This is a genomic window from Streptomyces spororaveus (genome assembly GCF_016755875.1).
GTDB classification, from domain to species: domain Bacteria; phylum Actinomycetota; class Actinomycetes; order Streptomycetales; family Streptomycetaceae; genus Streptomyces; species Streptomyces spororaveus.
In genome coordinates, this window is sequence record NZ_BNED01000005.1 from 1463911 (window position 1) to 1485327 (window position 21417).

19 protein-coding genes are annotated in these 21417 nt (G+C 72.2%); 12 read left to right on the forward strand and 7 right to left on the reverse strand.

Annotated elements, in window-relative coordinates; translation table 11 throughout:
* Positions 1-74: 74 nt before the first annotated feature.
* On the forward strand, positions 75-1082 hold the full coding sequence (locus tag Sspor_RS09435; protein ID WP_202198638.1) for a helix-turn-helix transcriptional regulator: 1008 nt from the start codon (positions 75-77) through the stop codon (positions 1080-1082).
* Here the strand turns inward: Sspor_RS09435 and Sspor_RS09440 are convergent.
* Together Sspor_RS09440 and Sspor_RS09445 are read right to left on the reverse strand one after the other, a co-directional pair.
* Positions 1079-2212 carry a sugar ABC transporter permease gene (locus tag Sspor_RS09440; RefSeq protein ID WP_202198639.1) on the reverse strand — a complete coding sequence of 378 codons (1134 nt, stop codon included), beginning with the start codon at positions 2210-2212 and terminating at the stop codon, positions 1079-1081. The genes Sspor_RS09435 and Sspor_RS09440 overlap by 4 nt on opposite strands.
* Positions 2209-3414 (reverse strand): MFS transporter, encoded by a 1206-nt coding sequence (locus Sspor_RS09445; protein ID WP_373318757.1) that lies wholly within the window; start codon positions 3412-3414, stop codon positions 2209-2211. Before Sspor_RS09445 ends, Sspor_RS09440 begins: the two co-directional genes overlap by 4 nt.
* Positions 3415-3657: 243 nt before the next feature.
* On the opposite strand from Sspor_RS09445, the gene Sspor_RS09450 reads away from it, so the two are divergent.
* The 4 genes from Sspor_RS09450 to Sspor_RS09465 all read left to right on the forward strand — a co-directional run bounded on the left by Sspor_RS09450 (position 3658) and on the right by Sspor_RS09465 (position 7808).
* Positions 3658-4383, forward strand: a complete 726-nt coding sequence (locus tag Sspor_RS09450) for a hypothetical protein (RefSeq protein ID WP_237403772.1) — start codon at positions 3658-3660, stop codon at positions 4381-4383.
* Between the two features lie 165 nt (positions 4384-4548).
* Positions 4549-5241 (forward strand): sigma-70 family RNA polymerase sigma factor, encoded by a 693-nt coding sequence (locus Sspor_RS09455; RefSeq protein ID WP_202198641.1) that lies wholly within the window; start codon positions 4549-4551, stop codon positions 5239-5241.
* Between the two features lie 542 nt (positions 5242-5783).
* A complete protein-coding gene (locus Sspor_RS09460; RefSeq protein ID WP_237403773.1) occupies positions 5784-6422 on the forward strand; it encodes a DUF4142 domain-containing protein in 639 nt (212 codons plus the stop codon).
* A 9-nt stretch (positions 6423-6431) separates the two neighbouring features.
* Positions 6432-7808 (forward strand): DUF1996 domain-containing protein, encoded by a 1377-nt coding sequence (locus Sspor_RS09465; protein WP_202198643.1) that lies wholly within the window; start codon positions 6432-6434, stop codon positions 7806-7808.
* A 516-nt stretch (positions 7809-8324) separates the two neighbouring features.
* Here the strand turns inward: Sspor_RS09465 and Sspor_RS40455 are convergent.
* A complete protein-coding gene (locus Sspor_RS40455; protein WP_237403774.1) occupies positions 8325-9062 on the reverse strand; it encodes a PucR family transcriptional regulator in 738 nt (245 codons plus the stop codon).
* A 42-nt stretch (positions 9063-9104) separates the two neighbouring features.
* On the opposite strand from Sspor_RS40455, the gene Sspor_RS40460 reads away from it, so the two are divergent.
* From Sspor_RS40460 to Sspor_RS09495, 6 genes are all read left to right on the forward strand, one after another.
* Positions 9105-9770, forward strand: coding sequence for a hypothetical protein (locus tag Sspor_RS40460; protein WP_237403775.1), 666 nt, complete (start codon positions 9105-9107; stop codon positions 9768-9770).
* A gap of 508 nt (positions 9771-10278) precedes the next feature.
* A complete protein-coding gene (locus Sspor_RS09475) occupies positions 10279-11130 on the forward strand; it encodes a hypothetical protein (RefSeq protein WP_202198645.1) in 852 nt (283 codons plus the stop codon).
* Positions 11127-12578 (forward strand): NADH-quinone oxidoreductase subunit NuoF family protein, encoded by a 1452-nt coding sequence (locus tag Sspor_RS09480; protein ID WP_237403776.1) that lies wholly within the window; start codon positions 11127-11129, stop codon positions 12576-12578. Before Sspor_RS09475 ends, Sspor_RS09480 begins: the two co-directional genes overlap by 4 nt.
* A gap of 127 nt (positions 12579-12705) precedes the next feature.
* Entirely contained in the window at positions 12706-13713 is a 1008-nt protein-coding gene (locus Sspor_RS09485; RefSeq protein ID WP_308296176.1) for an SCO0930 family lipoprotein, read from the forward strand.
* Positions 13714-13816: 103 nt separating this feature from the next.
* Positions 13817-14389: a hypothetical protein gene (locus Sspor_RS09490; protein ID WP_202198647.1), complete on the forward strand. Its 573-nt coding sequence runs from the start codon at positions 13817-13819 to the stop codon at positions 14387-14389.
* A gap of 189 nt (positions 14390-14578) precedes the next feature.
* Complete coding sequence (locus Sspor_RS09495; RefSeq protein ID WP_202198648.1) at positions 14579-16156, forward strand: alpha/beta hydrolase; 1578 nt, start codon at positions 14579-14581, stop codon at positions 16154-16156.
* 18 nt (positions 16157-16174) lie between these two features.
* Here the strand turns inward: Sspor_RS09495 and Sspor_RS09500 are convergent, their stop codons facing one another.
* Entirely contained in the window at positions 16175-16627 is a 453-nt protein-coding gene (locus Sspor_RS09500) for an SRPBCC family protein (protein ID WP_202198649.1), read from the reverse strand.
* A 48-nt stretch (positions 16628-16675) separates the two neighbouring features.
* Positions 16676-18013 (reverse strand): MFS transporter, encoded by a 1338-nt coding sequence (locus Sspor_RS09505; RefSeq protein WP_373318898.1) that lies wholly within the window; start codon positions 18011-18013, stop codon positions 16676-16678.
* Between the two features lie 203 nt (positions 18014-18216).
* Between Sspor_RS09505 and Sspor_RS09510 the strand changes: the two genes are divergently transcribed.
* The gene (locus Sspor_RS09510) at positions 18217-18585 is read left to right on the forward strand and encodes a PRC-barrel domain-containing protein (protein WP_202198650.1); all 369 of its coding nucleotides are present in this window, start codon (positions 18217-18219) and stop codon (positions 18583-18585) included.
* Between the two features lie 24 nt (positions 18586-18609).
* Here Sspor_RS09510 and Sspor_RS09515 read toward each other — a convergent pair whose 3' ends face one another.
* Together Sspor_RS09515 and Sspor_RS09520 are read right to left on the reverse strand one after the other, a co-directional pair.
* The gene (locus Sspor_RS09515; RefSeq protein WP_202198651.1) at positions 18610-19023 is read right to left on the reverse strand and encodes a PaaI family thioesterase; all 414 of its coding nucleotides are present in this window, start codon (positions 19021-19023) and stop codon (positions 18610-18612) included.
* A 46-nt stretch (positions 19024-19069) separates the two neighbouring features.
* Positions 19070-21094: an NADPH-dependent 2,4-dienoyl-CoA reductase gene (locus Sspor_RS09520; protein ID WP_202198652.1), complete on the reverse strand. Its 2025-nt coding sequence runs from the start codon at positions 21092-21094 to the stop codon at positions 19070-19072.
* Between the last annotated feature and the right edge of the window lie 323 nt (positions 21095-21417).

A 21417-nucleotide genomic window follows, 5' to 3' on the forward strand; every position in this document is an offset into this window, starting at 1 on the left:
CTGGAGGCGTGCTCGTCGCAGGCTAGGAGAAATAGAGGACAGAATCGGTCCTGTATTCGCGTTAGGCTGCCACCATGCCTCGACCAACCGGCCGCGTGCTGACACTCCTGGAGCTGCTGCAGTCGGGCGGCACCCGGACGGTGGCCGAACTCGCCGACCGGCTCGGCGTCGAAGGGCGCACCGTGCGCCGGTATGTGGACCAACTGATCGACCTCGGCGTGCCCGTGGAATCGGTGCGCGGCCGCTACGGCGGGTACCGGATGGCTCCCGGGTACCGCCTGCCTCCGCTCATGCTCAGCGACGACGAGGCGCTGGCCGTGGTGCTCGGCCTGGTCGCCGGCCGCCGAGCAGGGCTGACGACGGCGGAGCGCACGGCGAGCGAGACGGCGTCGGCGAAGATCCGGCGGGTGCTGCCCAAGCACATCGCCCGTCGGCTCGACACACTCCTGGAAGCTCTCGCCTTCACGGAGCAGCCCGGCGAGTTCGACACCCCGGACGCCGGGGTCCTGCTCACGATCGCCGATGCGGTGCGCCACCACCGGCCGGTCTCGATCCGCTACACCGACCGTGACGGACGGCGCAGCGAGCGCACGCTGCACGCGTACGGGATCGTCGCCCATGCGGGCCGGTGGTACGTCACGGGCAAGGACGCCCGGATCGGCGAGGACCGAACCTTCCGGTTCGATCGCATCGCGGACGCGCGGACCCTGCCCGGCTCATTCGAAGCGCCAGCGGGTCCCGGTCCGGAACAGCGCGTGCTGTCAGGGTTCGCCACGGCCGAGTACCGGCATGAGGTGACCTTGCGGATCCACGGGACAGTGGAGCAGATCCGCGCCCGCCTTCCGGCCAGCGTCGCGAGCCTGGAGGAGTACGAGTCCGCGGCCGGCGGGGACCGCGCGGCCGAGCGCTGGCTGCGCGTCGAGCTGCGGGCGGAGCGGCTCGACTGGTTGCCCCCGGTACTCGCCTCACTCGACCGGCCGTTCGTCATCGAGGGCCCCGATGAACTCCGCGACCTCGTCATCGCGCTCGCCGATCGCCTCACGTCCTACGCCGCCGAACCTGACCGACAAGACTCCCCCTAGACGTGGGTGATGTCGACGATCCCGTGTACGGCGGCGAGGGCGAGGGCCAGGAAGAAGTCGCCCCAGACGAGCTCGTGCCGGACGGCCAGGTCCTTCGCCGCGTCGTAGCAGCCGTCCAGCAGCATCCCCGGCGGGCGCCCGGAGTCCGGGCCGGTGACGTGGTTTTCCGCGAGGCGGTGCAGGATCGCCTCGGCCCGGTACGCGTACGCACCCGCGCGGGGGCCGGGCACACGGGCGAGTTTCAGCAGGGCGACCGCTGTGATCGCGGCGGCCGAGGTGTCCAGCGGCCCGTCCGGGCGGGCGGCGTCGGCCGCCGGGACGAGCCCGCCGGCCGGGGACCCGGCCCCCGCCGCCAGGAGTTCGGCCGTTTCGGCGAGCCGGGCCGGTGCGCCGGGCACCGCCAGCTCCGGGCGCAGCAGGGCGTCGGCCGCGGCCAGGAGGAGCCAGGCCCGGCCCCGGCTCCAGCCCGGCGGCGGGTCCGCGCAGGGCCGCCAGCCCGTGGCCGCGTCGAAGCGCAGGGCGGGCCGCAGCGTGAGGTCCTGGCCCGCGCCGAGGCAGAGGTCGAGGTGGCGGTGGAGGTGGGCGGCGGCCACGGCGGCACCCTGTGTCCCTGCCCACGACCCGGCCCCGGTCCCAGATCCGGTCCCCGCTCCAGCCCCGGCCAGCAGGGGTACCGTCCCCGGCACGCCGTCCACGCGGGCGAGCAGACGGGGTCCGCCGAGTGCGTCTCCCCAGGGCACGAGCCCGAGTTCGCGGTCGTAGGCCGACAGGACGGCCCGGGCGCCGCGGCCTTGGAGCTCGGCGGCCTCGGCGTCGTCCCCGGCGGGAGCGGTCCCGTACCAGATGATCAGGCCGCGGGTGGCGGTGTCGGCCTCCACCCACGGTGCGAGCCGGGCCGTGCACGCGGCGGCGGCGCGGCGGTCGGCCGCGGCGCCGGTGTACCGCGCCCGCAGCCACAGCAGCCCGGCCCAGAACCCGCCGGTCCACGAACCGCGGCCGGTGGTCGTCCACCGCCCGCCGTCCGGCTCGGCGTACAGCGGGAAACGGGGGCCCACCGCCTCGGCGGTCACCGCCACCCGTTCCATGACGGCCGCGAGGGCCGGGCCGAGCCCGGCTTCGCCCGTGCTCATGCCGCGGCCTCCCGCCGGTCCCGTACGGCCCACAGGAAGGCGACGGCGCCCGCCGCCGCGAACTCCGCCGCCACGAGCAGCCAGCCCGGTCCGTAGCGTCCGCTCTGCGCGAGCTGGCCGAACAGGGGCGGGCCCACAGCGAATCCGCCGAAGAACCCGGCCGCGACCAGCGCCGAGTCCTGTCCGGCCCGGCCGGGGGCGGCCCGCTGCATCACCAGCACCATCGAGACCGCGTTGCCGGAGACCGCGAACACGCCGACGGCGATCGCCCCGGCCCATACCAGCGGGCCCGCCGCCGGCGCGGCCGCCAGCAGCACCGCCGCGCCCAGCGCCCCGCAGGCCAGCCATCCCGGGAGCCACTCGGCCCGCCCGGGCCGGGCCGCCTTCGACCATCCCACCCGGCCCGCGATCCCCGCCACGCCCAGTACGGCGACCAGCGCGGCGGCCGCTGTCGGGCCCATGCCCAGCCGCTGCGCCCCGAAGAGGGCGAGATAGGTGTTGACCGAGGCGATTCCGGCGCCGAGGAACAGCGAGAAGACCGCCAGCCAGGCCACCATCCCGCGTGGCACGAGCGATGTACGGGGCCCCGCGGGCGGCGCGGCGGGGTCGGCGGGCAGGACGCGCAGAGCCCACAGCCCGGCGAGCAGGGCTGCGCCGGCGCCGGTCCAGACCGCGCCCCGCCAGCCGATGCCGCCCGCGAGGAGCGCAAGCGGCAGCCCGGCCGCGAACGCACCGAGCTGGACCCCGGACTGTTTGAGCCCGGTCACCGCGCCCCGCCGCGCGGGCGGGACGGCGCGCAGCACGGCCTTGTTGGTGGCGGGGTTGGCCAGTGCCTGCGGTACGCCGCCCAGTGCGACGGCGCCGAGCAGCAGTGCGGCACCGGGCGCGGCGCCGATCAGGGCGAGGGCCGCCGCGGAGACGAGCAGCAGGGCCACCAGTGAGCGCCGCGGACCGATGCGGTCCACGATCCGGCCGCCCGCCGGGGACAGGACGGCGGCGGTCCCGAAACCGATCGTGGTGGTGAGCCCCAACACGGCCGGGGAAACGCCGAGTTCGGTCACCAGGCGCGGCCCCAGCGCCCCGAGGAGGAACAGCTGCAGCATCGAGAACGCCATGGCGCAGGTGAGCAGTACGGTCAACTGCCGTCCCGCCGCGCCGCTCTGCTCCGCCGACGATGCGGTCGCCGTCCCCTCCACCGTCACGAAGTCTCCCTTCCAAGGACGTTGAACTCTTCGACCGAGCGGGTAGGCAGTCGGATGGAGCGACGGGCAGGTTCCCTCCCTCCGTTGTGCCCTGCACCACACGAGGCGGACGGCCCGGCCATGACAAGCTGGGACGCGGGAACTTGTCCGGAAGTGCGCACCCTGATGTGCGGCTCGGGAGGCCGGTGCAAGGATGAGCCCTCCATGAACCCGGTCCGCTGTTTGCGCGCGCTACGGGCTGCGATGTTCGCAGCCCTCTGCGTGCTGCTCGCGGCGACCGGGCACCTGCTCATGTCGGGTACGGCCGTGCCCTGGTGGGCCCTGTCCGTCGCGTTTCCCGGCACGGCGGCGACGGCCTGGGCCCTCGCCGGCCGTGAACGAGGGCTGCTCGCGGTGACGACCGCGGCGGTCGCCGTCCAGGCGGTGCTGCACGCCTGCTTCTCCCTGTCCCAGTCCCTGGCCGCGCCGGCCGCGGCTGCCGCACCGCACGGATCCGGGTCGATGCGGATGCAGGCTCAGATGCAGTTGCAGATGCAGATGTCGCCGATGCCGTGGATGCCGTGGATGCCGCAGCGGCCCGGCGCCGGCATGCCGGAAGCCTCCGCCCACGCGCACCACGCCCTGCACGGGGCGGCGGAGGCCGCGACCGGCCCGACCGGCGGGCCACTGCCGGGCGGCTTGCACGAGGCGCTCGCCATGTCTCCGGCCGGCATGCTGGCCGCGCACCTGCTGGCCGCCGTGCTCTGCGGGCTGTGGCTCGCCCACGGCGAGCGGGCCGTCTTCAGCGTGGTGCGCGCCGTCGCCGTCCGCCTGTGGACTCCGCTGCGCCTGCTGCTCCGTACCGCGGTGCCCGCGCGGCGGCCACCCGTCCGGGTCCGCCGGGGGCACGGGCACCGTGCGCCGCGCCGCCTCCTCCTCGCCCACGCCATCACCTCACGGGGTCCGCCGACGGGAACCGCTGTCCTCTGACAGCCGGTTCCCCGAGCCGCAACCGCGACCGCGACAGCCGCGACAGCCTTCGCGCCCGCACACCCGCGCCTCGGGCCTGGGCCATGCCTTCCGGCAGGCCGCACCCCTCACCGGACCCGCCGACGGCGGCACCGGACTCCTTTTGCCCGTAAGGACCTTGTGGCGATGACTGCTGCCCTGACGACCCCTTCCTGTACCCCCGCCGGCCGGTCGGCGGCCCGGCGTACTCCCGACTCCGACGCGGCGGTGACCCGGCTGGCGCTGGACGCCCGCGACGGCGATCCCGTGAAGACCGACCGGTTCGTCCGCGCGCTCCACCGCGACGTCTGGCGGTATGTGGCCTATCTCAGCGCCGACACCCAGGCGGCCGACGACCTCACCCAGGACGTCTTCCTGCGTGCGCTGGCGAGCCTGCACCGGTTCGAGGGCCGTTCCTCCGCACGCACCTGGCTGCTGTCCATCGCCCGCCGTACGGTCGTGGACAGCCTGCGTCACGCGGCCGCCCGGCCCAGACTGTCGGACCGCTGCGACTGGCAGACGGCGGCCGAGCAGACCCAGCCGTACGACGTGCCGGGCTTCGAGGACGGCATCGCCCTGGCGGAACTGCTCGCCGTGATCCCGTCCGAGCGCCGGGAGGCCCTGGTCCTGACCCAGTTGCTGGGCCTGTCCTACGCCGAGGCGGCCACGGCCGTCGGCTGCCCGATCGGTACGGTCCGCTCCCGCGTCGCCCGTGCCCGTACTTCCCTGATCGAGCTCCTGTCGGACACCCGTACGACCGAACCCGCGCCGGAGCCCGCGGCTCCGCGGCACGACCGGAGCGGCGAGCGGGTGCTCACGGCGGCCCCGGCGCTCGCCTGATCCTCCGGACCCGGAGGGGGCGTGCGGGAGGGCCGGGGGCGGCGTGTGCGCCTCCGGCCCTCCCGCCTTCGGCGGACGCGCCGAAGGGCGCGGCATGCGACGAACAGAGCGCATCGGTGCGAGAGTTGGAGCGAACAGCCCGTACGGCCGACCAACGGCACTCCAGCGCCCGGCCTGCCGCGTCCCGTCGGCCCCCGCGCCCGCGTGGGGGCACGGCCGACGCCCCGCATCGGGCGCGCGGACGGCACGCGGGCACCCCCGACGGCACCCGGGCATGACGGGGCACGGCGGCGCCATCCGGCCGGGCGGGCGGACGCGCCGCAAGATATCAGCCTTCCACGGGGTTGCCGGGATGTTTATCCGATGGTGATGTCCTACGGCCTCGGCACCGCGCCCGGCACTAGCGTCCCGTGACACCCCGGGAATGCGGGTGCGCACCGCACAGCACGTGCGGACTTTCCTGCCCCGCCACCCCCTCCCGGCCCTTGGAGCGAGGAGGCACTGTGCCGTCATTGCGGCGGAGATCCATCAGCAGTTTGTCGGTGGCCACGCGATACACGATCGGAAGCGGCCTGGTCATCACCGCCCTTGCCCTCACCCTGATCGCGCTGCTGATACCCGTGAACAGTTTCGGCAGCCGGCCCACGGCCGCCGTGGCCGGCCCGGCGGGCGACGACGACGGCGGCGGAACGTTGAGCACCGCCTACGGACCGCTGACCGCCGCGGACCGGGACTTCATCCGCAAGGTCCGGCTCGCCGGGCTCTGGGAGCTGCCCGCGGGCCGCCAGGCCCAGCAGCGCGGGTCCCGTCCTGCGATCAAGACGGCCGGGCAGCACCTCATCGACGGTCACACCGAGCTGGACCGACAGGTCATCCAGGTCGGCCAGGCCCTCGGTGTCGACCTGCCCAACCAGCCCTCCGCACAGCAGCAGGACTGGCTGGGCCAGATGAACCGGGCACGCGGCGAGGAGTACGAACGACTGTTCGCTCAACTGCTGCGCGCAGCCCACGGAAAGGTGTTCGCCCTGGTGGCCCAGATCCGGGGACAGACCAAGAACTCCATGGTCCGGGCCCTCGCCACGTCCGCCAACAACACGGTTCTGGACCACATCACGGTCCTCGAAGACACCGGACTCGTCGACTTCGACGCGCTTTCCAACAATGTCCAACCGACGAAGTGAAGTGATCGCATGAGTAAAAAGGGCCACAAACGCTCACGCTTGTCGAACAAGGTCCTTGGCGTGATATCCGCGCTCGTACTCGGCGGTGGCGGCGTCGCCGTCGTCGCCGGGAACGCGTCCGCTGGCCAGGACAAGGCGGGGGGCATGACGTCCACCATCGACTGCCCCGACGTGGGAGAGAAGCTCACCGCGGTCCCCGAACAGGCCAAGCCCGAGGTCGACGCGAACCTCGCCAAGCTGGACGACCAGGTCGCCGACGCCTACAAGCAGCTCGCCGCCGGGAAGGCGAAGGGCGACGCCGCCCTGCTCGGTGACCTGAAGCAGAAGCGGGACAAGACCATTGCGGGCGTGGCCGACGCGATCGGCCGCGCCGGCCAACGCCCCAACGAGATCCAGGGCTTGGCCGCGTGCACGATGAAGCAGACGGCTGCCGCGGACGACGGCGCGGCAGCGGCCGCGAGCAAGGGCGAGCAGGGCGCGGCCGCCCAGGCAGCCGCGCAGAAGGGTGGTCCGGCGAAGAACGACTTCGTCAACATCACCAAGATCAAGCCGAACGTGAAGAACCCCGCGCAGGCCGGAAACGCTTCGAGGGGTTCCTTCACCTCGCAGTGCGGCCGCAACGAGGAGAAGCACTTCAACCCCGACAACGTCATCGTCGCCCCCGGTGTCTCCAACGGCGCCCACCACATGCACGACTACGTGGGCAACAAGACCACCGACGCCTTCTCCTCGAACAACAGCCTCGCCGCGTCCGGCACCACCTGCAGCAACGGGGACCAGTCCACTTACTACTGGCCCGTGCTGCGGTTGCGCGACGGCAGGGTGGAGAAGGACGCCAAGGCGCCCGGCGGCGGCCAGGACGGCAACGTCGGCACCATCCTCCAGCCGAAGCAGGTGTCGATCACCTTCAAGGGCAGCCCGGTCGGCAAGGTCACGGCGATGCCCCGCTTCATGCGCGTCATCACCGGTGACGCCAAGGCCTTCACCAACGGCAACGGCAACGCCAACGCCTCCTGGAGCTGCACGGGATTCGAGAACCGTCAGCTGAAGGACAAGTACCCGGTCTGCCCGAAGGGCAGTGACGTGGTGCGCACCTTCAATTTCCAGAGCTGCTTCGACGGCAAGAACGTCGACAGCGCCAACCACCGCACGCACGTGGCCTTCGCGGACAAGAACGGCCGCTGCCCGAACGGCTTCAAGGCCATGCCGCAGCTGGTGTTGCGCCTCACCTACGGGGTGGCCCCGGGTGCCCGGTTCGCCGTGGACAGCTTCCCCGAGCAGCTCCACAAGCCGGCGACCGACCACGGCGACTTCATCAACGTGATGTCGAACGGCCTGATGAACAAGGCCGTGAACTGCATCAACAACGGGCAGAACTGCCGCTGACCCCCGCAGCGGGAGCTCCCCCTCCGCTCCCGGGCCGGACTCGCCTCTCCCCCATCCCGGCGTCCGGCCCGGGAAGGTGTTGGCCCGAAGCCGACTTCGGGCCAACACCGCACGTATATGTACGCCGCCGCCGAGTCCCGGCGGCGTACGCATGTGACGAGCCCGGCCCACGGAGTACCACACGGTACGCGTGGGCCGGGCTCGTCACATGCGTACGGTACGAGGGACCTGCCCGCCCGGCCCGGCCGGCGGCTCACCGAACGGCACGGCACGGGGCCGGTCCGGAACCGGTCCGGGCCCCGCGGCCGGCGAACGGCACGACCCGGCGCGACCTCGTACGCACGACACACGGTCCGGTTCGTCGGGCCGGGGCCCGGCCAGGCCCGGCCCCCGGCTCCCCAGTCCGCAGCCCGCAGCCCGCAGCCCGCAGCCCGCAGCCCGCAGCCCGCGGTACATGGACACAAAACAGCCCGGCCCGGTCCCGTGTACACGGGACCGGGCCGGGCTGTCGGCGGTTCAGAGGCCGTTGACGCGTGCCATCCGTCCGACGACCAAGGGGGTGAAGTCGGCCTGGATCACGCGGGCGGCCCTGCGGCCCACCCGGGAGTGCTGGCGGCGGACCTGGGCCATCAGCCGGCGGCTGCGCAGGGCCATCTCCAGCTCGAACCGGGTACGGGGGTCCCTCAGTCCGGTGCCGAAGAGCTTCTCCAGCTGACGCATGCGGTACCGCACGGTCTGCGGGTGCACACTCAGGGCCTTGGCGGCCTCGGGGGCTCCGCCGCCCTCCAGCCAGGCGAGCAGCGTCACCTCCAGCCGCTCGCTCTGGCGGGGGGTCAGGTCGGCCAGCGGCCGCAGCCACCGGGCGGCCAGCGCGTGGGCCAGGGGCTCGTCCTGAAGGAGCAACAAGGTCGAGAGGTGGTCGTCCACGAAGACGGGCCTGGTCTCCAGGCCGGGTCGGGCCGGTGTCAGCGCGGCCAGGCGGAGCGCCCAGCGCAGCGAGGAGGCAGTGTCGCGGAGCGGAACGGCGTGGCCCACCGCCGCGAACCGGCCGCGCAGCAGGTGTTCCAGCGGGGCGCGGTTGTCCGGGTCGGGGCTGGGGACGAGCAGGCACGGACGGCCCGCGAACACGCCGACGAGGCAGTGGTCCAGTACGGCGGCGAGTTGCTGGGTCTCGCCGGGCGTGGCGGGCACGATGGCCCGTACGGCGAGCGGAAGGGGCCATCCGGCCGCCTCCGCGAGCTCACTGAGGGACATCTCTGACGCGTCCCTGTCATCCGTGAGCGTTTTGAAGAGGTCGTGCCGCGCCCGGTCGCTCTCGCGGACGCCTTCGTGCCGGGCGTCGTGCCGGCTTTCCTGTCGGGCTTCACGCAGACCCGCGCGCCGGGCCTCTCGCAGACCGTCGTCGCGGACCTCGCGAATGCCTTCGTCGCGGACCTCGCGGAGACCTCGGTGACGGACCTCGTGACGCGCCTCGCGGAGGCCTTCGTGCCGGCCTTCGTGGGTGACGTCGCATTCGCCCCTGGCCGCGAGCCCGACCTCGATCCCTTGCTCGACCTTGCTGTCGAACTGGCCCTCGGTCTTGACCTGGTTCTCGATCTTGTCCTCGCTCTCGGCCTGTTCATCGTGCTCGTCCGGTGCTTGTTCCCGGGGCTGTTCCTGGTAGCCGAGGACGGTGAGGAGAGCCTCTTCCACCCGCTGCCGGAACAACTCGTCATCAATGGCATCGTTGTCATCGATAAGTGCGGAAAATTCCGGAATTCCATGCAGAAGCTCCTCCACTATCTCGCCGGCCAGCGCAGGCAGTTCCCTGCGCAGGACGCGCGTCCACTCGCCACGCGGGCGGGACCAGATGCGGTTCAGAAGTTCACACATCGTTTTCCTCGTTCGTGCCGGGGTGAGGCTTGTCAGGGGAAGAGCGGCAAGCCCGCCGAGGTTGCCTCCAACGCCAACATGCGCGTCTGACGCATGAGTTGCGGCCCTCGTACTCCCTCCTGGAGAGGTCCGAACACTTACCGTCCCGCCCCTTTGCCGATTCTTTGCCGTTGGGGACGCGTAGATGACGGGCGGCGCGGTGGCCTGTCGCAACCTCCGCTGGAGGGGAATCTTCCGGTGTTGTTCGGAGCACCGGAGACGCGGTGCGAGAAATTATCACGTTTCGATAAATCCTGTGGAGCTGCTGTGCAGCTCCACGATGCTGCTGCACTCCGGCCCCAAGTTCCCTCGGCCGGCGCGGAGTTTCACAGCGCTGCCGGGTACGACGACAACGACCCCCGGGTACCGAGCGCCAGGTGGAGTGCTCGGATGCCTAGGCGCACAGGAGACCTGGATGCCCCTGCCCCAGCCTCGAATGCCCAGCTCACACAGGGCACGCCGCAAGAACCGCCATGCCTCGGCTGCGGCTGCGGTTGCCGGAAGGAGGGCCCTCCGGCGGCCCTCCCTCCTTCCCAAGGAAGGCAGGCTGAGCCCCGGCGTGCTCTGCGCCGTCGGCGCGGCCATCGTGCTTCTCACCGTGGCTGCCCGCGCGGGCGCCTTCACCCAACTATGGGCCTTCCTCGATTTCGGAGCGGGCGTGCTCTCGCTCGTCTCGCTCACCGCCACCGTCCTTTGGGGACTGGCCGCGACCGACCGGGTCGTCCTCGGTTCGGGGCACCGGCTGCTCGCCCAGGGCGCGCACCGCGGCCTGGCCGTGTCAGGGCTCCTTTTCCTCGCCCTGCACATCTGGATCAAGGTCGCGGGACAGCGGACGACCGCGGCGTCCGCGGCCGTGCCGTTCACGGACGCCACCCGGCCCGTCCTGGTCGGGCTCGGCAGTCTGGCCGGATACCTCTTCATTGCGGTGGCCATCTCCGGCGCGGTGCGCAGCGTGTTCAACACCAGGAGCGGCTCGGCGTGGTGGCGGGTCCTGCACTTCGGCGCCTATCCGGCCTGGGGCGCCTCACTGGTGCACGGCCTGAAGTCGGGCCGCGCGGCCGCCCCCTGGGTCACCTCCGCGTACGCGCTGGCCCTGCTCGGCATCGTGGGTGTGCTCGTGTTCCGGGTCAGGAGCCGGATGCGCGAAGCGGCCGTCTTCGTGCCGCCCGTCCCCCAGCCCGTGGCGCCGGAGCCCGTCAAGGGCGGCGTGCCCCGACAGAGGCGCGGCTCACGTCCCGCGGCGGCCGCCGTGACCGCGAACCAGGCCCAGCCGCCCCGGCCCGAGCGACCGGCCCTCAATAACCGACCGCCCCTGAGCAACGAACCTCCGCGCACCGCCGTCTACGCGCCGAGCCGCGCCCGCGCAACAGCTGACGCCGAGACGCTCATCAGCCGGGATCAGTGGCTGTGAGCGGTGAGCCGCGCCCCAGCCTCGGCTGCGTGGGCGCTCCCCGGCTGCTGGCCGGGCTCGACCAGGCCGCGCGGCTCGACCGCGTGGCCCATCTGACGACACACGGCCAGATGCCCCGCTACCGACCGGAGGAGCTCGTCGACCTCGCCGAGAACATCGACCTCCGCGGTCGCGGCGGCGCGGGCTTCCCGTTCGCCAAGAAACTGCGCTCCGTGATGCGGTCGGCCCGCGCCGGGGACGGACAGACCGCCGTCGTCGTCAACGGCAGTGAGGGCGAGCCGAGTTGCCTCAAGGACACCGCGCTGCTGCTGCACACCCCCCATCTGGTGCTCGACGGGGCCCTGCTGGCCGCCGCCGCGCTGAACTCCGAGGACGTCGTGGTGGGCGTCACCCGGAGGGACGTGGAGCAGTCCCTGCGTCAGGCCGTCGCCGAGCGCGGCCCGGCAGGACGCCGGGTGCAGGTCACGCTGCTCCCCGAGCGCTTCGTGACCGGCGAGAGCACGGCGCACGTGAACGGCCTCAACGGCGGGCCGACGCTGCCGTCCGGCCAGAAGGTGCGCACCAGCGACCGGGGCCTGAACGGCGTGCCCACCCTGTTCTCCAACACCGAGACCTTCGCCCAGCTGGCCGTCGCCGCCCGGCTCGGCGCGCTGGACTTCCGTGCGACCGGCCTGCCCAGCGAGCCGGGCACCATCATGCTGACGGTCGCGGGCAACACGGTCGTCGAGACGCCGAGCGGAGCCGCGCTCTCCTACATCCTGGAACTGTGCGGCACCGATCCGGGCCAGGGCGTCCTGGTCGGCGGGTTTCACGGCAAATGGCTCACTCCGGCAAACGCACGTGCGGCCGAGATATCGCGCGAGTCCCTCGACCGGCTCGGCGCACGGCTGGGGGCGGGGGCGGTGATGCCGCTGCCCATGGACACCTGCCCGGCCGGCGAAGTGGCACGCGTGACCCGTTGGCTGGCCAAGGAGTCGGCCGGCCAGTGCGGCCCGTGCGTACGCGGGCTGCCCGCCATCGCCGACGTACTGGACGAGGCCATCCGGGGCGGGGGCAAACCCGCCCTGGAGATGCTGGAGCTCCGGATGAAGGCGGTGCTCAAACGCGGCGCGTGCAGCCATCCGGACGGCACCTCGAACTTCGTCGCCTCGGCGCTCAGGACCTTCCCGGACGAGTTCCGCGACCACGCGCTCGGCAGCGGCTGCGGCAGACGGGTGCTGGGCGCCCTTCCGCTGTACGAGGACGACGAGAGCCCGGAGCGGCTCCTGGTCGACTGGACCCTCTGCAGGGGCCACGGGCTGTGCGTGGACGTCCTGCCCGATGTGGTCCGCCTGGACCTGGACGGCTTCCCCGCGGAGGCGTCCATGGTCGTACCCCGCGCGCAGCGGCAGAAGGCGCTACGCGCGGTACGGCGCTGCCCGGCCCTCGCGCTGCGCATCCAGGACTGAACCAATACCCCGGGTTCAATGTTGGCGCGATCTGACAAATTCCCGGGGATATCCGCTTCCAACCCTCCCGGCCCCGTATCAATTACCGGGGGCAAGGAAACGCGGAACCGAACCTGAAGGAGAGATCGTGAAGATTACGCGTCGTGAGATATTCGCCGGGTCGGCGGTCGCTGTACTGATGATGACAACAGCCGCATGCGGAAGCTCCGACAATTACGGGGGAAAGGCGCCTGCAGTACAGCCGGTGGGCGACAGCAAACAGGTCGGATCCGGATACGGAGACCCCTACGGAAGCGGCGCCGGAAGCGGCTCGGGAGCCGTCCCGGCGGGCGGGGCCGACAAGAGCGGGCCGGCCGGACAGCTGAAGGTGAGCGAGATCCAGGGCCTGGGATCCGGGGTCACCGACAGCGAGGGCATGACGCTCTACCGGTTCGACAAGGACACGCCGAAGCCCCCCAAGTCCAACTGTGAGGGAGACTGCGCCGGGGTCTGGCCCGCGGTGGCCGCGAACGACGCCTCCGTCAGCGCGGGCATCGACGCCGCACTCCTCGGCTCCGTCGAACGATCCGACGGAACCAAGCAGCTCACGCTCGCCGGATGGCCCGTGTACCGCTACGCCAAGGACGCCAAGGCGGGCGACGCGCTCGGCGAGGGAGTCGGCGGCACCTGGCACGTACTGGGCCCGGGCGGGAAGCCGGCCAAGGCGGGCAAGGGCACCGAAGGCGGAGCGCAGAAGGAGGAGAAGGCCGATAAGTCGGACGCGGCGGCGAAGGGCGGCGAACTCACCGCCGTACAGAACCCCGAACTCGGAACCCTCGTCGAGGACGCGGAGGGCAAGACGCTCTACCGCTTCGACAAGGACAGCGCCTGGCCGATGAAGATCGGCTGCGTGGACGCCTGCACGGACACCTGGAAGCCCGCCAAGCCCGTCGACAAGGACAAGGTAAACGGAATCGCCCCCGAATTGATTGGGAAGGTGAAGCGGCCCGACGGAACCGAGCAATTGACGATCGACTGCTGGCCGGTCTACTCCTTTACCGGAGACAAGGAGCCGGGAGACACCACCGGGCACAACAACAAGGGCCTCTGGTTCGCCATCACCGACAAGGGAAAGAAGGCGAAGGTCGTCGGCTAGGGGCCTGCCCCCGTCCCGCCGCTCCGCCCCCGAATCGCGTGGTGCCCGGGTACCTCCCCACCCGGGCACCACGAACCCTCCCCGATCAGCCTGAGAGGTCGCCATGCCGTCCACCGCCCGCCGGATCCGGCGGATCCGCCCGTCACTCCCGGCCGTCGCGGCGGTATGCGTCGCCGCGCTGCTGTGCGGGGGCTGCTCCTCGAAGGCGGCGGCGCAGCACACCCCGGCCGGGTCCGCGAAGACCGCGGCGGCGGGGCCCGCGACCTCCCTCGAACAGATCGCCACGGCTATCGGCTGCACCGCCGAAGTGAACGTGGAGGCCGAGGAGTTGCGCCAGGGCGGCTGTCAGGCCGGAGAGGTCGTCTACCGCATGGCCACCTTCACCGCTCAGGAGGGACTGCGGTCCTGGCTCACCGAGGCCCGGATGTACGGAGGCCGCTACCTGGTCGGGGACCGATGGGTCGTCACCGCGCCGAAGGAGGAGGCCCTGACCGCGCTGCGCGGACGGCTGGGCGGCTCCCTGGAGTCCGGTGACACGCACGGTGGGGCACACGCCGAGACGCCCGGCGCCGCGCCCGGTGAGACGCCCGCCGATACGCCCGCCGATACGCCCGCCGATACGCCGGGCGCGACACACGAGGGCGGCCACGACGGCGGCCAGGGTGGCGGCCACTGAGGACGCCTCCGCATCGCTCACATGTCGGCCCCCGGTCACGACCGGGGGCCGACTGCGGCGTGTCGGCCACGTGTCCTGTTACCGGCTCGTCCATGAGGAGCACAGAGCACGAACCCTCGGGATGATTCGGCCGGGCGCCGCGTGCAACAAGGTGGACGCGTAAGCGACTTCACCGAAAGGAACGGCTCAGTGCGCCTGAAACGCTTCGCACCGCTGCTCGCCGCCGCCGGTCTCATCGCGACCTCCGTGCCCCTGCTGACCGCGACCCAGGCCTCCGCCGCCCCCGCCGCGGATCACCTTCGGCAGAAACCCGCCTGGCACCGCTGCAGCCCCGAGCTGCCGGCCTCGTACGAGTGCGCGACGCTCAAGGTCCCGCTCGACTACCGGCGTCCCGACGGGCGCACGATCGACCTCGCCATATCCCGGATCAAGAGCGAGAACCCGGCCAAGCGGCACGGCGCCATGCTGCTGAACCCCGGCGGGCCGGGCGGCTCCGGCCTCGACCTGCCGCTGCTGATGAGCGAGATGATGCCGAAGGACGTACGGGAGAGCTACGACCTCATCGGCTTCGACCCGCGCGGCGTGGGCGCCAGCAGCCCGATCACCTGCGGACTGACCGACACCGAGCAGAACTTCAACCGCCCCTACCGCCCGGAGACCTTCGGCTCCGACGTGACCTGGGCGCGTACCGTCGCCGACAAGTGCCGTGAGAAGGCCGGTTCGGTACTTCCCTACATCACCACCCGCAACACGGCCCGGGACATGGACACGATCCGCGCGGTCCTCGGCGAGCGCAAGCTCTCCTACCTGGGCTACTCGTACGGGACCTACCTCGGCGCGGTCTACTCGCAGATGTTCCCGGACCGCACGGACCGCTTCGTGCTCGACAGCGGCGTGGACCCGCAGCGGATCTGGCGCGGCATGATCCAGGTCTGGGCCACCGAGGCCGAGCCCGCCTTCGCGCGGTGGACGCAGTGGGCGGCGCAGCGGTCGGCGGAGTACGCACTGGGCGACACCCCGCAGGCCGTGTCCGAGACGTTCTGGGGGCTTGTGGCGCGCGCCGACAAGGAGCCGTTCGAGTTCGAGGGCATGAAGGTCGACGGGGACATGATCCGCTCCGCGCGCGCGACGTTCTTCTACCCGGCGCAGGCCACCCCGCTGGTCGTGGCGCTGAAGGCCGCGGCCGAGGGCAGGCCGCTGCCTTCGGGCTCGGACCCGAAGGCGCTGAAGGGGCTGCTGAGCGGCGGCGCGGCGGCCGAGCCCGCCTCGGACAACGGCACCGCGGTGTTCTGGGCCGTGGCGTGCGGGGACACCGGCAGCTGGCCGCGCTACGCCGAGCAGTACGAGCGCGACGCGGTGAAGGACAAGGCCAGGTACCCGCTGTACGGGGACTTCGCGTCCAACATCAAGCCGTGCGCCTTCTGGGACCGGCCGGTCGAGGCGGCCACGCCGATGCACAAGAAGGCGAACGTGCTGACGGTGCAGAACGAGTGGGACTCCCAGACCCCGCTGGTCAGCGGCCAGGGCCTGCACAAGGCCCTCGGGGGCTCGCGGATGGTGCTGGCGGCGGGCGGTGAGGGCCACGGCGTGTACCTCTTCGACGCGGCCTCCTGCGCCAACGCCCCGGTCAACGCGTACCTGACCACGGGCAGGCTGCCCGCCCAGGACGTGACCTGCCAGAACCCGCCGGCCGCCTCGGCCGAGCGGCGGGAATCGGCGGCGCCGTCGAAGCGGCTGCCGCTCCCGTCCGCCCCCGGACGGTTCTGACGCCGGGCGGGCACGCCCTCAGCTCGTGAGGGACGCCTCCGCGGCCGCCTTGATGCGGCGGCCGAAGTCGGGGGCGTCCTTGCGGGCCGCGCCGAGCGCGAGGCCGACGAGCAGCTTGCCGAGGCCGTGGCCTTCGAGGGTGTTGAAGATGCGGACGCGGGTGCGGCCGCCGGGGAGGGCCTGGAGGTCGTAACCGCCCTCCGCCGTGACGAGGTTGCGGCTCTGCTCCGTCCACCGGATCAGGTGCGGCGGTTCCAGGCCGACGATGCGGAACTCACGGCCGGTCTTCATCCCTGCGTCCTTGACCGTGCTGCGGAAGACCGTGCCGAGGGCCGTGGGGCCGTCCGGGGTCTTGGTGATCTCCTGGACGCGCGGGCTGAACTCGGGGTCGTGCCGCCCGTCGGCGAGATAGGCGAACACCGCCTCCACCGGTCGGTCGATCTCGACACTCGCCTCGAACTGTCCGGACATACGGGCTCCTCGGTACGGCTACCCGGTCCACGATCGCAGACGGGCACCCTACGCGCGCGCCGACGGCCCCGCGGCCGGTTCCTCGTCCTGGGCGGCCGGCCCGGCCTGGGCGGCCACGCCCGCCCGGCTGCCCCGCAGCGGGGTCAGCAGCCCGCCGCCGAGGATCAGCAGGCACAGCGCCCCGCCCGCCAGGCTGACCGCCGGGACCCCGTGGCGGGCGGCCAGCAGCGTGAGCACGGCCGCGCCCACCGGGCCCGAGGCGTTGTGCACGGTCCAGAAGGCGGAGGTGACCCGGCCGAGCAGGTGGTCCGGGGTGACCTCCTGGCGCAGGGTCATGGTGCAGATCCCGCCCAGGGTGATCCCGAACATGAAGACGGCGGCCAGTGCGGCGATCACCGGCACGCTGCGGCTGACGCCCGTCACCGTCACCCCGACCGCGATCATCGCGATCGAGGCGAGCCAGCACGTGCCGAAGCCGAGGACGCGGCGCAGCCGCCCCGCGCACAGGGCCGCGGCGACGGACCCGGCCCCGCTGACGGCGATCACGTAGCCGAGGGTGGCCGCGTCCCGGCCGAGGTCGTGCTGGACCCGGTAGATCAGCAGGTCGGTGGCGCCCATGGTGACGAAGGTCAGCAGGGTGAGCTGGACGGTGAGCGGGCGCAGCAGGGGGTGGCTCCACAGGAAGCGGAAGCCGACCACGAACATCTCCCGGAGCACCCCCGTGCGGTCGCCGGTGCTCGTGCCGGTGGCGGTGCTCGCGCCGGTCCCGCCCCCGGCCGGGCGGGCGGTGAACCGTACCCAGCCCAGGCTCGCGGCGGAGACCAGGAAGGTCGCCCCGTCCAGGGCCAGCGCCCGGTCCGCGCCCACTCCGGCCGTGAGGAATCCGGCCAGCACCGGCCCGAGCAGGGACCCGAGGGCGAAGGTGCCCATCAGCCGTCCGTTGGCGGCCGTGAGGTCCCGCGTACGCACCAGATTGGGGATGGCCGTCACGTACGCGACGTCGAACAGCGTCTTCAGCACGGCGGCCAGCGCGGTCAGCACGTACAGCAGCCAGAGCTGCGGCCCGGCGGCCCACCAGACGAGCGGGACCGCGCCGAACAGCACGGCGCGCACCAGATCGCAGACGATCATGAGCTTGCGGCGGTCGACCCGGTCCACGACGTACCCGGCGAACACGCCCGTACCGATGGCGGTGGCGCCGGAGACGACGGTGACCATGCCCATCTGGACGAGGGAACCGGTGGCGTCGAGGACGAGCAGGGGCAGGGCGAGCAGCGATACGGACCCGCCGAGGACGGACAGGGCCTGGCCGAGCCAGAAGACGTTGAAGGATGTGTTCCGTCGCAGTGGCGGTATCGAATCGTGCGTTCCGGACTTCCCCGAGATGGTCCCGCTCCCCCGTGCCGTGCGGCCGCCGTCGTGGTCGGCCGAGAAGTGCGAGGTTAATCGACCCCGGCAGGGCTTCGTCCTTGTTTTTCGCGCGGGGTGAATGAGGTGCGGGGTGCGGGGCAGGCGCCGTACGGCAGGAGCAAGGGCGACGAGGGAACCCCCTCCGCCTGTCCTGTGCCTACCGAAGGAGTTGTTTTCGCGTGACTGAGCATGTGTGGAGTTACACGTCGACCTCGGGCCACCTGGCCGGCACCGATCTGACGGGCTACAAGGTCGAGGCGACCGACGGCAGCGTCGGCAAGGTCGACAAGCACTCCGACGAGGTCGGTGACGCCTATCTGGTGGTGGACACCGGAGTCTGGATCTTCGGCAAGGAGGTCCTGCTCCCGGCCGGCACCGTCGTGCGGATCGATCCCGACGACCGGAAGATCTTCGTCGACCGCACGAAGGAACAGATCAAGGACGCCCCCGAGTTCCACCGGGACAAGCACCTCGGTGACCGCGGCTACCACGAGGAGCTCGGCACCTACTACGGCATCGGCGGCCCCTTCGGCGGCCCCGCTGTCTGACCCGCGGGGCCCGGCTCACCCGGCCTAGCCGAGCAGGGCGTACACCGTGGACGCCGTGGCCGCCGGGTCCTCGGCGCCCTCGGGGGTCAGGGTGATGTCGGCGAAGGCCATGCGCTTGCCGAGCTTGGTCACCCGTACGCGGATCAGTACGTCCGTCCCGACCACCGGCCGCTGGAAGCTGGTGGACTGCTGGACGGTGGTCATCGGACCGTAGGCGCCGCGGGCGGCGGAGATGGCGATGACGGTGGCCGTGTCGGCGGCCGCCATCATGGCCTGGCCCGAGAGGCCGCCGCCGTCCCGGGCCAGCTCGTCGGACCAGGGCAGCCGCAGTACGGCGTGCCGCTCCCCGGTCTCCTCGACGGTCAGTCCGAGGGCGAGCACCCAGGGGGCGAAGTTGTCGCCAAGGATCTTGTCTGCGTCTGCGGGTGAGATCGTCACCGGGCGATTGTGGCGGTCCCGGCGGACCACCACAATCCCCTTTCGGTCAGAGGCCGGCGGCCAGTTCCGTGCCCTGCTTGATGGCCCGCTTGGCGTCGAGCTCGGCGGCCACGTCGGCGCCGCCGATCAGGTGGGCCTCGACGCCGGCGGCGCGCAGGGCCTCGTACAGGTCGCGGCGCGGTTCCTGGCCGGTGCACAGGACCACCGTGTCGGCGGGCACGAGCCGCTGCTCGCCGTCGACGGTGATGTGCAGGCCCTCGTCGTCGATGCGGTCGTACGTGGCCCCCGCGACGGAGACGACGCCCCGGTGCTTGAGCTCCGCGCGGTGGATCCAGCCGGTGGTGGTACCGAGGTCCTTGCCGACCTTGGTGGCCTTGCGCTGGAGGAGGTGGACCCGGCGCGGCGGCGCGGGGCGCTCGGGGGCGGTGAGCCCGCCGGGGCCGGCGTACGCGGTGTCCACGCCCCAGTGGCGGAAGTAGACGTCGGGGTCCTGGGAGGCGCCCTCGCCGCTGTCGGTGAGGAACTCGGCGACGTCGAAGCCGATGCCGCCGGCGCCGACGACGGCGACGCGCTCGCCGACGGGTGCGCCGTCGCGCAGTACGTCGAGGTAGCTGACGACGTTGGGGTGGTCCACGCCCTCGATGTCGGGGGTGCGGGGGGTGACGCCGGTGGCGACGACGACCTCGTCGTAGCCCTGGAGGGTCTCCACGTCGGCGCGGGTGTTCAGGCGGACCTCGACGCCGGACTCGACGAGCTGGGTGCCGAAGTAGCGGATGGTCTCCTCGAACTCCTCCTTGCCGGGGATGCGGCGGGCGACGTCGAGCTGGCCGCCGATGTGACCGGAGGCCTCGAAGAGGGTGACGGCGTGGCCGCGGCCCGCGGCGGAGACGGAGCAGGCGAGGCCGGCCGGACCGGCGCCGACGACGGCGACGCGCTTCCTCGTCCTCGTCGGGGACAGGACGAGCTCGGTCTCGTGGCAGGCGCGCGGGTTGACCAGGCAGCTGGTGATCTTGCCGCTGAAGGTGTGGTCGAGGCAGGCCTGGTTGCAGCCGATGCAGGTGTTGATGGTCTCGGAGCGGCCGGCCGCGGCCTTGGCCACGAAGTCGGCGTCGGCGAGGAAGGGGCGGGCCAGGGAGACCAGGTCGGCGCGGCCGTCGGCGAGCAGCTCCTCGGCGATCTCCGGGGTGTTGATGCGGTTGCTGGTGACGAGGGGGACGCTCACCGCGCCCATCAGCCGCTTGGTGACCCAGGTGTAGGCGCCGCGCGGGACGGAGGTGGCGATGGTGGGGATGCGGGCCTCGTGCCAGCCGATGCCGGTGTTGATGATGGTGGCGCCGGCCGCCTCGATCTCCTTGGCGAGGTGGACGACCTCGTCGAGGGTGGAGCCGCCGGGGATGAGGTCCAGCATGGAGAGGCGGTAGATCAGGATGAAGTCCTCGCCGACGGCGGCGCGGGTGCGGCGGACGATCTCCAGCGGGAAGCGGACGCGGTTCTCGTACGCGCCGCCCCAGCGGTCGGTGCGCCGGTTCGTGGCGGCGGCGATGAACTCGTTGACGAGGTAGCCCTCGGAGCCCATGATCTCGACGCCGTCGTAGCCCGCGAGCTTGGCGAGGCGGGCGGCGCGGACGAAGTCCTCGACGGTGCGCTCGACCTCGGCGTCGCTGAGCTCGTTGGGGACGAAGGGGCTGATGGGGGCCTGGATGGCGCTGGGGGCGACCAGGTCCTTGTGGTAGGCGTAGCGGCCGAAGTGGAGGATCTGCATCGCGATCTTCCCGCCCTCGGCGTGCACGGCCTCGGTGATCACCCGGTGCTCGGCGGCCTCGTCCTCGGTGGTGAGGCGGGAGCCTCCCTCGAAGGGGCGGCCGGCGTCGTTCGGGGAGATGCCGCCGGTGACGATCAGGCCGGCGCCGCCCCGGGCGCGCTCGGCGTAGAAGGCGGCGAGCCGCTCGAAGCCGCCCTGGTGCTCTTCGAGGCCGGTGTGCATCGAGCCCATGATCACGCGGTTCGGCAGGGTGGTGAAGCCGAGGTCCAGGGGGCTCAGCAGGTGCGGGTACCGGCTCTGGGAAGTCATGAGGGGCGCCTCCTCGCGCGGGGGTGATGCACCTGTTCTAGCGAGGCGGGGCAGGTTTTGCAACTAAGTGCATAACCAAAGCGGGCGAGCGCACGGCTTCCGCCCCCGCAATCCCGGGCGCCTGGGCCGCGGGCACCCCGGACCCCTGTGGCACAGTTCACGCCGCGGCACCGGCCGTGCCGGGCCGACAGGACGCGGGCGCGGCACCAGTGGCAAGACGATCCCCGCAAGGGAACGATCGCGATGACCGCTGACTTCCGCGTGCTGGACGGTCGGCACCAGCTCCGGTACCAGATCGGGCACGGCGCCATGGGGCAGGTCTG